Origin of the sequence: Novosphingobium sp. CF614 (assembly GCF_900113255.1) — a bacterium.
Taxonomy (GTDB): Bacteria; Pseudomonadota; Alphaproteobacteria; order Sphingomonadales; family Sphingomonadaceae; genus Novosphingobium.
Map to the genome: position 1 here is coordinate 12,339 of NZ_FOOR01000030.1, position 14,741 is coordinate 27,079.

The window sequence follows — 14,741 nt, forward strand, 5'->3', positions numbered from 1 at the left end:
ACCAGCGGCAGCCTGACAGTGTACAAAGAGTTCCGTGTCGATGGTTCAGTCAAGAACACCGCGCTACGCTTCAGAAACAATCCGAAATTGGTGAGTTTTACCGATGTTGGCGCATCTCTTGGTAGTGTCTTTGGCTATCGCCTGGCTGGTGGTGACGAACTTTCTGGGGCATTCTACTCTGCTACGTTGAAGACAGTTGGCGAAAATCTCGGCGAAGTTCTAGACGCCGCCATTTTCGGATCACCAGACGCTATCGGTACAAACATCGATGTTGCGCTTGAAGATTTTGGACAAGAGTTTCTCACAAATCTCAAGTCTGCCGGTGTTGGCGCGCTATCTTCGTTCCTGACAGCGGAACTGGTCAATGCCATCGGCCTCGACGGCTTCGCAGGCGAGTTCGCGAACTCGAGCACAGGTTATGCGATCGGGCAGCTTGCAAACCAGCTTATCCTCGAAGGCGCGAATATATCGGAGGCGCTAAAGTCACTCGATTGGACCCAACTGGGGAACGCGGTCGGAGGCTTTCTCGGTGCCAAGCTCGCATCGGAAATCGTCTCCTTCGATACGATCGGTGGGCAAATCGGATCGGCGGTGGGTTCGGCGCTTGGCGCCCTTGCGATGACAGAGTTGGCCAAAGCTGGCACGCTTTTGGCGGGCCCGGTCGGCGCCGCGATTGGTGCTTTTGTTGGTTTCATCGTCGGCGGCCTGATTGGTTCGATTTTTGGCGGCACGCCGCGTTCGGGGGCGGATTCTGTCTGGGATGCGAGCCAGCAGAAGTTCGTGGTGGCCAACGTGTGGTCGCGCAAAGGTGGTTCGAAGGACGCGGCGCGCAGTGTGGCCTCGGCGGTTTCGGATACCTTCAATTCGGTTCTTCTGGCGACCGGCGGCACCTTGCTCAACCCCGAGGCGGTGCAGTCCGGCAATTACGGGATGCGCAAGAAGGACTTCGTCTACCGGCCCTATTCCACCCGCGACAAGGACGCGATCACCCAGCGCTTCAAGGGCAAGGACGCGGCGACGCGGTTGATCGGCTACGGCGTGTACCAGGGCCTGAGCGACCCCGATTTCCAGATCGCCGGCGGCGACACTTACGTCAAGCGCGCGCTGTACAACACTTTCAAGCTCGGCGGCCTCGACCCGCTCGACTTCGACAGCAGCGTGCTGCTCGGCAATATCTCCTCGGCGCAGCAATACGAAAGCTACCTCGCCAACTCGACGGTCATCAACGCGCTGGTATCGGCCGAACCGGATAGCGTGTTCGCCATTGAGACGCTGCTCATATTGGCCCGCGCCGACGAGTTGGGCCTGACCCGGCGCGCGGCGAGCGACTGGTTCGGCGGGTTCTCGTTCCTGCTCAAGGAAGCGCAGACCGATGCGTCGAACGTCGATTTCGGGTTCGACTATGATCCGGCGAGCGGCCAGGTCAGCCGCCTGATCGGCGTCGGCAATTACGTGCTCGGCGACACCATCGATATTGCCGGCCAGACGACAATTGAAGCCAGCGCTGCGAACGACACGATTGACCTTCGCTCTGGCAAGCTGGCGAACCAGGTCGGCTTTACGGTGAACGGTCACCTGAACGACGACATCGCGGTGAGCGGCAGCGACTTCACCGCCAAGACGGCGACGTTGACGATGTCGGGGCCGGCGCCGCGCATAGCCGTCGAAGTCACCATTGCCGCCGATGCCGTGGCGGAAGCGACCGAGACGTTCCAGGCCTCGCTCTCCAATGCGCCCGGCATGCGGATCATGGGCGGCGACGCGGTGGTGACGGTGGTCAACGGCAGCGCCGCGCTGCCCACGCTGATGGTGGGGGACAGCTATGCCTGGGAAGGCGATAGCCATGCGGTGTTCCGCCTCTCGCTCTCGAAGGCTTCGACCAGCGCGATCACCGTGAGCCTGGCCCTGCTCGCCGAGACCTCCAACGGTCGGGCCAGCGGCGGCGGTGTCGATTTCGGGAGCGCGGACGCCTCGAACATCCAGGTCTCGGCCAATGGTTCGAGCGGCTGGACCAATGCCACCAGCGCCACGTTCGCGGCCGGCACCACGCAGCTGTTCGTGCGCACCGCGATCAAGGCGGACAATGTCGCCAATCCTGATTACATCGCGCCGGTCATGCTGGACGGCGAGGTCATCACGCCGGGCAACGGCGAGCCCGAGTTCCTCAATGTCGAGGGCAACGAACGCTTCAAGCTCTCGGCCACGGTGACCGCCGGCGCCTCCGCGCTTGCGAACGGCGCGCAAGGCGCGGCGGGAACGGGTACGATCGTCGACGGCGCCGGCACCGAGCCGCTGGTGTGGATCGACAACGTGGTGGTGGACGAAGCCACGGGCAAGGCGATCTTCATCATCTCGCGCTCGCGCACGATGGCGGCCTCGACCACCGTCGGCTTCGCCACCAGCGACCGGCGCGTGCTCGACATTCCGGTGGCCGCCACCGTCGACGGCGGCGACGGCAACGACACCATCCATGCCTCCAACCTCGGCGACAACCTGTTCGGCGGGGCCGGCGACGATACGCTCTACGGCGGGCGCCTCGATGACTGGCTGCTGGGCGGCGACGGCAACGACGTGCTCGATGCCGGCTCGGCCACGGCGGGATCGCTGGGCGGTGACGGTAACTATCTGGGTGGCGGCGCCGGCAACGACACGCTCAAGGGACGCGAAGGGTCCGACTGGCTCGAAGGCGGTGACGGCACCGACGCGCTGCTGGGCAATGGCGGCGACGATGTCCTGGTCGGCGGCGCGGGCAACTCCGACAGCCTGAAGGGCGGGACCGGCTCGGACCAGTACGTGGTGCGCCGCGGCGACGGCGCCGACGTGATCGACGAGGCCACGAGCGAATCGGCGCTGACCACCACCAGCACCGACTCGATGGCACTGCGCATCGGCGCGATCGAGAAGTGGAAGTCCAATCCCCTGCTCGCGGGCGCGCTGCGTCCCGACTGGGTCGGCACCGCCGCCGGCGTCAAGGCTGGTACGGTCGAAGGCGGCGACGATGCCATCGTGTTCGGCGCGGGCATCGATATCGGGGATATCCGCCTCCAGCGCTCGGGCACTTCCGCTGCGCCCGGCAACGACCTGATCGTCACGGTCATGGAGACGGTGAACGGGATCGAACAGGCGACCAGCACCAGCCTTACGGTCAAGGACTGGTTCGCCAATCCCTTCAAGCGCGTCGAGTGGCTCAAGTTCGCCGACGGTAACGAGATCCGCATCGGCGATGTAACCAGTTTCATCATCGGCGGCGCCGGCAACGATGTGCTGATCGGCACGGCGGGCAACGATTTCGTCTACGGCGGGGCTGGCAACGACAAGCTCTTCCTGCTCGCCGGCGACGATATCGGCAATGGCGGAACCGGCGATGACATGGTCCTGGGCGATATCGGCAAGGACCTGCTCATCGGCGGGCTCGGCAGCGACCAGCTGGTGGGCGGCGCGGGCGTGGATGCCATGACGGGCGACGGCGGCGCGGACGATCTCTACGGCGGGGCGGATAGTGATATCCTGTCCGGCGGCAAAGGCGATGGCGACGTCGTGGTCGGCGGGGCCGGCAACGACACCTTCAAGTTCTCGCGCGGCGACGGGCGCGACATGGTCTTCGACGAGTTCGCCAGTTACTGGCAGGTCGTTTGGACTTCGGCGGGCGGATGGAACGCCGCGGCGGGTTTCGCCTATAACGCTGCGACCGGCGTTGTGACGGGGCCGGGCGGCACGGTGCTGCGCGCCAATGCGGGAACGGCGACGGAGCCCGATTTCGAGTGGGTGGGACGCTATGATTTCGACAGCGCCACCGGTACGCTCAAGGTCTTTGCGCCGCCGGCGGGCGCGGTAATCACCGCCAACGCGGGGATCGACACGATCGAGTTCGCACCCGGCATCAACTTGCAGGACGTGATCCTCCAGAAGCCCGCCGGGACCAATGACCTGGTCCTCGCGGTGAGCCGCGAGAGCGAGGAACTCGCCAATACCTCCCTGGTGACCGACAGCATCACGATCAAGGACTGGTATCTCGCCCCCGGCAGCATCGAGAAGCTCGCCTTCTACCAGACCGGCATTCTCGATATCGATCCCTCGAAGATGACGCTGATCGCCGGCACCGATGCGGCGGACGGCACTGCCAGCACAGCGCTGGCGGGCACGGCCATCGCAGACTGGATCACCGGCGCGGCCGGCGACGATGTAATCGCGGGCGGCTCCGGCAATGACATTATCGCGGGGGGCAGCGGCTTCGACACGCTCAAGGGCGAGGCTGGCGATGACGTGCTCTATGGCGCCGCCGGCGATGACGTTCTCGATGGCGGCGCGGGCAAGGACGTATTGGTCGGCGGTTCCGGTCTCGACGGGGCAAGCTATGCCTCGACTTCGGCGGCCGTGCGCGTTCAACTTTCAGCTTCGGGCACTAACGCGGGCGATGCCGCCGGCGATGAATACTACGCGATCGAAAATGTCATCGGCGGCAGCGGCGCAGACGTGATCGGCGGCGATGACGGCCAGAACGAACTGACTGGCGGTCGCGGCAACGACCAGCTCTCCGGTGACGCCGGCGATGATACTTATGTCTGGAATGTCGGCGACGGTGCCGATGTCATCACCGAAGGCGTGTTCGTCGTCGAAGAAGCGGTGACGGCGGCCGGCGCGCTGGGTGCGGGGTATTCGGTCAAGTCATGGGCCGATACCGGGACCGTCGAAGCGGCATCCGGCAAGCACTATTGGCGTCTTCAGGTCCAGGGACCCGACGGAACGGTAATCTACGACAACGCCACTTATCTCTATGCGGCGGGGACCACACCCGCGGCGCCCGCCCCAACCGGCTATATCCAGAACGGATGGCTTGGCGGCTTTGTCCGCACCAACGGCCAGCAGGTAACCCGCCAGCGCTTCGATACCGCGAGCAATGGCGGCGATGACGAGATCGAGTTCGGAGCGAATATCAGCCTGGGTGACCTGAGCTTCTCCTGGAGCGGCAACGACCTGGTCATCAGCCATGCAGGCCTGGCAACCTCGCAGGTTACGATCAAGGGCCAGCGGCTCGCCAATAGCGCCATCGAGACGATCAAGTTCGGCGACGGCATGGCGGTGTCGCTGGCGAGCATCCTTGCCGCGACCAGCGATGCGGCGGTGAACGGCGCGGCGGCGGATGATCTCCTGCTCGGCCGCTTCGGCACGTTCAATGATAGGCTGGCCGGCGGTGCGGGTGACGACGTGCTGGTAGGGTATGCGGGCGATGACAATCTCTCGGGCGGCGATGGTGACGACACGTTCGAAGGCGGGCTCGGCGCGGATGCATTGAGCGGCGGCGCCAACAGTGCGGCGACTGACGGCACCGATGCGGGCGATACGGCGCGCTATGTCCGCTCGGCGGTCGCGGTAACCGTCGATCTCAACCTGGCCGGCGCGCAAACGAGTGCGGATGGATCGGATGCGCTGGGCGATACGCTTACCGGCATCGAGAACATCGTCGGTTCGATCTATGACGATGTCATCCGGGGTGATGCCAATGCCAACAAGCTGTTCGGCCTTGCCGGCATCGATACGCTCTGGGGCGGAGCGGGTGACGATGTTCTCTCCGGTGACGACGGCAACGACTTCCTTTACGGCGAAGACGGTGCCGACTCGATGTCCGGCGGCCTTGGCAACGACAAGCTTTATGGCGGCCTTGGTAACGACGTGCTCGACGGCGGCGACGGCAACGATTTGGTACTCGGCCAGGACGGCGACGACATTCAGTCCGGCGGGCTTGGCGACGACAACCTCAACGGCGGTATCGGCAATGACACGCTGAGCGGTGGCGCAGGCAACGACAGGCTTTTTGCCGACGATGGCGATGATACGCTCGACGGCGGCGCCGGCAACGACACGATCTACGGCAACGCCGGCAATGACACGTTTGTCTTCCAGCGAGGGTCCGGAACCGACACTATTCTCGACACGGGCGGTACCAATCTGATTACCTTCGACAGTTCGGTCAGCTATGGCGAACTGTGGCTGACACGGGTCGGCAACGACCTGCGCATCGCGGTTATCGGTACCGACGCGAGCATCACCGTCACTGGATTCTTCCTTACGAGCGGGCAGAGCCGCGTCCATGCGATCCAGACGACGAGCCATGTCCTGTTCCTCGATCATCCCGACAGCCTGAACCTCGTGACTGCGATGACGGCGCAGACCGCAACGCCCGCCGTCACTCCTGGAGAGATGCCCGGCGCCGTCGCCTCGCTGCTGGGGACCTATTGGCATGCGGGCGACAAGGCGGCGCCTACGGGGCCGGCGACGCCGCGCGGCATCAGCCTTGCCGAAGACGGCGCGATCACGATCAACGGTAGCTATGGTGTCATCGATCACGACCAGAACGTGACCGGCTACAGTCTCGATCCCGACAAGGGCCCGGCCAAGGGCATCATCAGCGGCTTCAATGCCGCGACCGGGTCACTGACCTACACGCCTTATGCCGATGCCAATGGTGAGGATTCCTTCACCGTCATCGCGACCGACGCCGACGGTCAAGCGGTTGCCCTGCCGGTTACCGTGACGATCACCCCCGTCAACGATGCGCCCAGGAACATCGCGGTCACCGGAAGCGGCACGCTCCAGGTTCTTGAAAGCGCCCCCGGCAGCAGCACGGCGGACGGCACGCTGATCGGCATGTTCACCTCGCTCGACATCGAAGGAGATCTGGTTACTTATTCGCTCGTCGATAACGCGGGCGGGCGCTTCGCCATGACGTCCAACGGGGAACTCCGCGTCCTCAAGGCCAGCCTGCTCGACCGCGAGGCGGCGGCGTCGCACGGTATCCGCGTGAGGGCCACCGATAGCCACGGCGCTTATGCCGAGACCAGCTTCACGGTCACGGTCCTGAACGTCAACGAAGCACCGAACCTACCGGTTCTTTCGGTGCCGGGTGGCATCGCCGACGAATACGTGGCGGGCACAACGGATTCCAATATCTCCGGTCTGGCCGCGCGTTTCACCACCAGCGATCCCGATGGCGCGCCCAATCCGTCGATCGCCTTCGTCGCGGATGCGACCGGCAATCCCGGCAGTCGCTTCAAGATCGTGGGCACCGAGGTCCAGTTCGCGGTGGAACCGGATTTCGAGGTGCTCGCAGGCACGGGCCTGACCATCACCGACAGCGACGGTGACGGACTGGGCGAAGTCACGCTGAGCGGCAAGGTCTACGCGACCGATGGCCAGCTTTCCTCGGCCGCGGTGAGCTTCACCGTCAAGATCGAGGACGTCAACCAGCAGCAGAGCGCGATCGCGCTGTCGGGCGCGGCGGCCTCGATCGCCGAACGTGACCGCCTTGCCGCAGGCACGGTGCGTCCTGCCGTGGTCCTGGGAACTCTCAGCACCACCGACCCCGACCTGGCAGGCCAACTCACCGGGCAGCAGACTTACACGGTCTTCGAGGATGGCGCGACCAGCCCCAGCACCCGCTTTGCGGTCAATGCCAGCAACCAGCTGGTGCTACTTGCGAACCAGAGTCTCGACTACGAGACCGACGGCACTTCGATCGTCTTGACGATCCAGGCGACCGACAAGTCGGCGGCACCGCTGTCCTTCGACAAGGACTTCACCTTCACGATCGTCAATGTCGACGATGTCGTCGACGGCACCGCTTCGGCCAATACGCTGACCGGGCAGCAGAACCGCGACATCTTGCGCGGATATGCCGGCAACGACACGCTTTCCGGGCTTGCCGGCAACGATCAGCTCGAAGGCGGCGACGGCAACGACATACTCTACGGCGGGGACGGCAATGATGCGCTGCTGGGCGATGCCGGTGATGACAATGTCTATGGCGAGGCCGGGGACGACACCTTGACCGGAGGCGACGGCAACGACACACTGGATGGCGGCGCCGGCAACGACAGGCTTTCGGGAGGCCTCGGCAATGAAGGCGTGCGTGCTGGCGGCACCGATGCCTGGCGCGGCTTCACCACCGCTCGCCTCGTCGGCGGCGCAGGCAGCGATGTGCTCGATGGCGGCGATGGGGACGACTATCTCGACGGCGGTGACGGCGCCGACCAGCTGATCGGCGCGGCCGGCTTCGACGGCGTCACTTATCTTGCCTCGACGGCGGCGGTGACGGTCAACCTGACCACCAGCGCGGGCACCGGCGGCCAGGCCCAGGGCGATACCTATTCCGGCATCGAACTGGTCGAAGGCTCGAACCATGCGGACACCATGACCGGTTCCGCCGGTTCGGACGTGCTGCGGGGCGGGGCCGGCAACGACATGCTCTACGGCGGCGCCGGCGCCGACTTCCTGATCGGCGGCGTGGGCGATGACACGCTCGATGCCCAGGCCGGCAACGACTATCTCGATGGCGGCACGGGCAACGATATCCTGCTCGGCGGCGCCGACAACGATACCTATTTCGTGGCGCGGGGCCAGGGCAACGACCGGATCCGCAACTTCGATTCCACCGGCACCAACTTCGATCACCTCACTTTCGATGGTACGGTGGTCTATACCGACATCTGGTTCGACCGGGTGGATGATGCCGGCACGGTCAGTTCCACCGGCAATCACCTGCGGCTCACCCTGCTGGGGGCATCGGGAAGCGAAGGGAGCGTCACGGTCGAGAACTGGTTCACCACGCCTGACCGCAACCTGCCCGAAAACTACTTCAAGATCGACCTTATCTCCGACGGCGTCGACCGCGCGGCCTTGCCCGTCAACGTCGATGCGCTGGTCACGCTGATGGCGGGTATTCCGGCCGCGAGCCGCCCGACGACCCAGGCGCAGATGGCAAGCCTGCGCACCAGTAATGTCTCCTTCAGGAACGGCATGGAGGACTATTGGAGTCGCCTGGGTCCGCCCAGGATCAGCGACACCGTTTCGATCAGCGCTGCCGAGGCGCTGGACAATGCCGCCACCACCATCAGCTTTGCCGTGCGGGCCTGGTTCGAGGACGATCAGGGTCTTGGCGTCGTCATTCCGGCGAGCAGTATCGACCTTACCCTGACGGCGGCCGGCGGCCATGTGCTGTCGCAGTACGTCACCGCGGTCAATTACGGGACGCCCGATGCAAGCGGCAACCGTACGGTCACGCTGACGCTCGCGCCAAGCGCCAGCACGCATCTCCTGCCGGGCGGGACCCTGCCGCTCCAGTTGCAGGCGCGGATTCGCGGCACCACCCGGACTACGCTCGATGCCGGCGGGATCGCGCTCAGCATCGCGCCCACCGCCGACACCGGCAGCTTCACGCTCCTGGCAAGCGCGGGCGGCAATGCCGGAGCCAGCATCGCGATCTCGGTCGCGGCGGACACACCGGATGACGACGGGTCCGAGACCTTTGATGTGCTCGTGAAGGGACTGCCCAGCGGCTACACGCTGGTCAACGCCTCGGGAGCCGCGGTGGGCGTTTACGAATCCGCCTCGACCTGGTGGCGTCTTTCGGCAAGCGAATTGACCGGCTTGCGCCTCGCGGTTCCCGCGGGCCGCTACGAGAACGCATCGCTCAGCTTCGCCGTCCAGACCCAGGACGGCGGTTCGGTGAGGACCTCGGCTTGGTCGGCGCTCACCGTGGCGGTCAACGGCCAGCCGACCGGCATCACGCTTACCGGCTCGGTCGCGGAAAATTCGGCAACGGGCACGTTCGTCGGGACATTGACGGGCATCGATCCGGACACCGCCGAGGGCGTGGCCGCGCCGACGAGCTTCCAACTGCTCAGCAATGCCGGTGGGCGCTATGTTCTCGATACCGTGGACACCAGCAGGCTGCTGATCGCAAGCGGGGGCGCGAACCTCGATTACGAAGCTTCCAACCGGGATGCCGCCAATACCATCAAGGTCCGCGTGTTCGATGCGGCGGGAAGCTACTTTGACAAGCTGATCGTCGTGCCGGTTACCAACGTCAATGAGACGCCGAACGCACCGGGCGGCGGTACGAGCGTCTGGTCATTCTTCGACGAGACGGGGCTCGGCTCGAAGCCGGCGGCAGCCGGGGCGACAGTGGCTACGTTTGCGTTGAGCGACCCCGATGGCACGGCGCCCACGCTGCGCTTCGCCGCCAACGGCAACCCCGGCAACAACTTCGCTATCGTTGGCAACCAGGTTCGCTTTGCAGCGGGCATCAGCTGGGACTTCGAGGCGCTACGCGCTTCCGGTTTCAACATCTATGACTGGAACGGTGACGGACGGCTTGAAGCGCATGTCGCCGATATACGGCTCGAAGCGGTCGACAGCTCGGGAGCGGTTTCACCCGCGACGCTGCTCCAGGTCTTCATTTCCGACGTCAACGAGCAGCCGAACAATCTGGTCCTTGAAGCCTCCAACATCTTTTCCGAGACCGTGGGCGGCGATGCGCCGCACGCCGGCAATTTGATCGCTCGCTTCACCATGGCAGACCCCGACGGGGTTGCCCCCCAACTCTACATCGTGGGAGGCAACCAGAATGGATGGTTCCAGACCTGGTCGAACAATCACATCGCCTTCTCGCCCGGCGTGAATTTCTCCGCCGACTGGCTGCGCGCCAACATCGGCCAGTTCGGGACCAGTGCCGCGACCAGCTACGACACCGACGGCGATGGCATCAAGGAGATCAAGGTCGCGGCGCTCACGCTCGTGGCCCGCGACACCTCGGGGGCCGAGTCGGCCCCGTTCACCTATTCCGTCTACATCGAAGACAAGAACGAGCAGAACAGCCTTGGCGGCGGCTCTTTCGCGATCAACGAGAATGTCGGCACCGGCACGGTTGTCCGCACCGTCGCAGCGAGCGATCCGGACGGCGGTGCCGTGGCTTTCGGGCAGCAGCGCTACTGGTTTTGGGACGGCACGAACTATTCCTCCCAATCCTGGGATGGGCGCTATTCCATCGACAACGTAGCTGGCGTGATCCGCACCAACGCGGCGCTCGACCGAGAAGCGCCCGAGCCGGGCCGCAACTACGTGGTTGCCGCGCGCGACAACCAAGGCAATGCAGGGTTCACCGAAAGCCGGGCGAATTTCTGGATCGAAATCGCCGATGTCAACGAGCAGCATTCGCTGGTCGCGAGCCCGATCGAGATCAGTGAGACCCTGGACCCTCGCATCATTCCGGAAATCAATCTCAACACATTGATGTTGCGGGACCCTGACGTGGGACGCAGCATGAATTGGACATTCGCCGATGGTTCTTCGACTTCGGGGATTTGGACGCTTTCCCCAGAAGGGATACTGCGGCTTACCGCGGGGGCTGTGGATTACGAAACCCTGACGACACGCTATGAAGAAACGACCTTCTATGATCCGATCTTTGGTTCTGGCACCCTCACTACGGCTGTACGGGACTATTCTCTTGCAACACAGTCTCTGTCTGTACGGGCATTTGATGGGGAGTTTTCAACGATCGCAACTTTCGATGCGACCGTGACCGACGTTAATGAGGATGTTTCGTATGCGTCATATCTTGATGGAAGTTCCAAAGGTACTTGGATAAAGAAGAGTGATACAGAATATTGGATTATGGCAAATTCATCTGCCGTAACGCGCTATATTTCACCAAATGTCTACGATCCTGAAGGTCAGAATGTTTCATATTCAATAACCAATATCAATTATAGTGAGTATAGCATAGCCAGTGGTGGCAGCAATGAGATAAATGCCTCAGCCATGCCGGAGATTCGTATTGATTCATATGGCAGAATTAGTTTCTTTGTTCCGAATCAAGACTGGGATGGCGAGTGGGAGGGAGGCCTAAAGATTGGTGGTACTCGCCGAACTTCCAGTGTCGATGCTACATTTACACTCAACATTGTGAATGGCGATCGTACAACCTATATTCCAATGAAAATTGTCTTCGTTCATCGCGGCTATACTTCTCCCCCTATCGTCCTGGATCTCGATGGCGATGGTATTGAGCTTGTGGACTATGGCAGTTCCGAAATATCGTTCGACATGGATCTCGATGGCATTGCCGACAGAACGGGCTGGGCCGCCGCGGATGACGGCTTCCTTGCACTTGATCGCAACGGCAACGGGCAGATCGACGACATCTCCGAGATCAGTTTCGTTGGCGATGTGGAAGGCGCCCTGACCGATCTTGAAGGGCTCCAGGCGTTTGACACTAACGGCAATGGCCTTCTCGATGCCGGCGATGAACGCTTTACAGAGTTTCTCGTCTGGCAGGATGCAAACCAGGACGGCGTCAGTGATGCGACCGAACTCAAGTCGCTGACCGATGCAGGCATCGTGCATATCAACCTGACGCTCAATGAAACCGGCGATTTGCCTGTCTCAAACCGGAACGTGATCTCCGCTACGTCGGACTACCTGCTCAGCGACGGCACATCGCGGGCGGTCGGCGACGTCAGTCTCGCCTTCGATCCTTCCGCGATCGAAACCGAACATCCGGCTACAGAGGAAGTAGCCACGAATTCGATATCGGAGGCCGACGCATCAAATGCCGCAAGCCAAACGGAAGGCACCGATGCTGCTGCCAACCCGGAAGAAGCGGCTGCCTCAACCACCGTTTCCGCCTCGCAGACCGAAACTAATGCATCGGCCGATCAAAGCGATAGTGCTCCCGACGCCGGCGATACTACTCAGGATCAAACCTCACCACCAATCGAGAATCCCGATATCGCCCCGCCGATCGTGTTCGACTTCGATGGCGACGGCGCACCGCTGATCGCGCTTGCCGACAGCACTACCCGCTTCGACATGAACGGCGACGGCATCGCCGACAAGACGGGCTGGATCGAGAGCGGCGATGCCTTCCTCGCGCTCGATCGCAACGGCAATGGCGCGATCGACGGCATTGCCGAGATCTCGTTCCTTCAGGACCGCGAAGGCGCCAGCACCGACCTTGAAGGCCTCGCCGCCTTCGACAGCGATGGCAACGGTCTGCTCGATGGCGGCGATACCCGCTTCGTCGAGTTCAAGCTTTGGTTCGATCGCGATGGCAACGGCGTGACCGATGCCGGCGAACTGCTGAGCCTGGCGGAGGCTGGCCTCACCGCGATCACGCTGACCGGCGAAGCGACCGGAGCGAGCCCGGCCGACGGCCAGAACATCATCTACAACCGCGCCGCCTATACGCTCGACGATGGCGGCACGGGAACCCTGCTCGACGTCGGCCTGGCCTTCAAGGCGCTTTCGGCCCTGCCGGAAATCACCTTCCAGCAGAGCAAGTGGGGGGGCAAGGCCGCGCATTATCGCCTGGTCGGGGCAAGTGACGGCGCGCATGTCGTGCCGCGCGATGCCAAGGGCGTGATCGCCGCTTCGGCCGGCTTGATCGAGCCGGCCGCAATCCTCGATTTCGGCAATGGTGAAGTCGGGATGATCTCCGGCATCATCGTCGATCTCGATGGCGACGGCCTCGAAGCGCGCCGGCGGACCAAGACCAGGGCGCACTTCGACATGGATGGCGATGGCAAGGCGGATGACACCGGTTGGGTCTCGGGCGGCGACGGGCTGCTCGTCATCGACCGCGACGGCGATGGTTCGATCACCGATGTTTCCGAGATCTCGTTCCTGTCCGAGAAGGAAGACGCAAAGAGCGCCTGGGATGGGCTTGGCGTGCTCGACAACACCCGCGACGGCAAGGTCAATGCATCGGACGCGCGGTTCGGCGAGCTCAAGGTCTGGAAAGACGCGAACGGCAACGGCGTGACCGATGAAGGCGAACTCAAGTCGCTCTCCAACATGGGCATCACCGAAATCTCGCTGGCGAACACCGCCGCGGGTGAAGCCGCCAGGCTGGGGCGCAACCTTGCCCTGTCCACGGCGATCTTCACGTGCGACAACGGGGTGACGGCGACGATCGGCAATGTGGCATTTGCCTTCGAACCCGGTTCGGGGCAAACCCAGGCCGAGCAGGCCGCCGCCCGTCTGGTGCAGGCCATGAGTACGTTCGCCGCGAACCACGGCGACAGTGCCCTGAATCCGAGGCTCGTCGAGCAATCGCTTGGGCTCGATCTGCTGACGGCCTCTGCGGCCTGAAGCGATACTACTGACGAAAGATTCTTTACATGACTTCAAGCACTGCAGCACCCCAGGCGGCACCTCTCACCGTCAGCCACTTCCTGGGCGAGATGACCTGGCTCCTGAGCCAGTCGCCGCTTCACAAGGCGCTGGCGATTGGCGATCTCGAGTGGCTGGTCATGCCCGCCCTCCTGCGCGAGCAGTTCTACATGTTCCGCGACGGCCAGCAGCCGGTCGGCCTCGCGCTCTGGGCCAGATGCACTCCGGCCGCCGCCGCCAAGCTCGAGGGCGGCATGATCGAACCCGCAAACCGCCTGACGCTCGAGGAATGGACCAGCGGCGACCAGACGTGGCTGGTCGACCTGATCGCGCCCTTCGCCAACTCCGAGAACCGCCAGCGCGAGATCATGATCGCCGACCTCATTTCCGGGCCGCTCAAGGGCAAGGAATTCCGCTTCCACCAGACCGATCCCAGAACCGGCAAGCGATCCGTCCAGGTCGTGGGCGCCGATGCCGGAGACAAGCTGCTCGCCGCCGCCGCAACCCAGGCAACGTGAGCGAGCCCGGCGCATTCGCGCCGGGTCCGTGCTCGACTGCCGGGACAGCACTACGGCAGGGCCAGCGCTGCGCCCGATCGAAAGGTTCCTCGCCGACCCTGGTGAAGTGACCACTCCGCATGCCGTAAGGTAAGCGGTAAAAATCCCCCACGTAGCGGTGGAGCGGCCGTGGGGGGTTTGGCGATGTAATTTCGGCGATCAAGCAGCGCTGGCGATGTTGCTCATTTCGAACACGGTTTGCCCGGCGTTTGTATCGACCCAGTTGTATGGGAG

At 63.4% G+C, this 14,741-nt stretch carries 2 protein-coding genes; both read left to right on the forward strand.

The genetic code is table 11. From position 1 onward, the window contains the following. The first annotated feature begins 618 nt into the window (after positions 1-618). A complete protein-coding gene (locus BM052_RS20390) occupies positions 619-13,929 on the forward strand; it encodes an Ig-like domain-containing protein (RefSeq protein WP_177198552.1) in 13,311 nt (4,436 codons plus the stop codon). 29 nt (positions 13,930-13,958) lie between these two features. After that, positions 13,959-14,468 (forward strand): toxin-activating lysine-acyltransferase, encoded by a 510-nt coding sequence (locus tag BM052_RS17940; RefSeq protein WP_091149124.1) that lies wholly within the window; start codon positions 13,959-13,961, stop codon positions 14,466-14,468. The last annotated feature ends 273 nt before the right edge of the window (positions 14,469-14,741 follow it).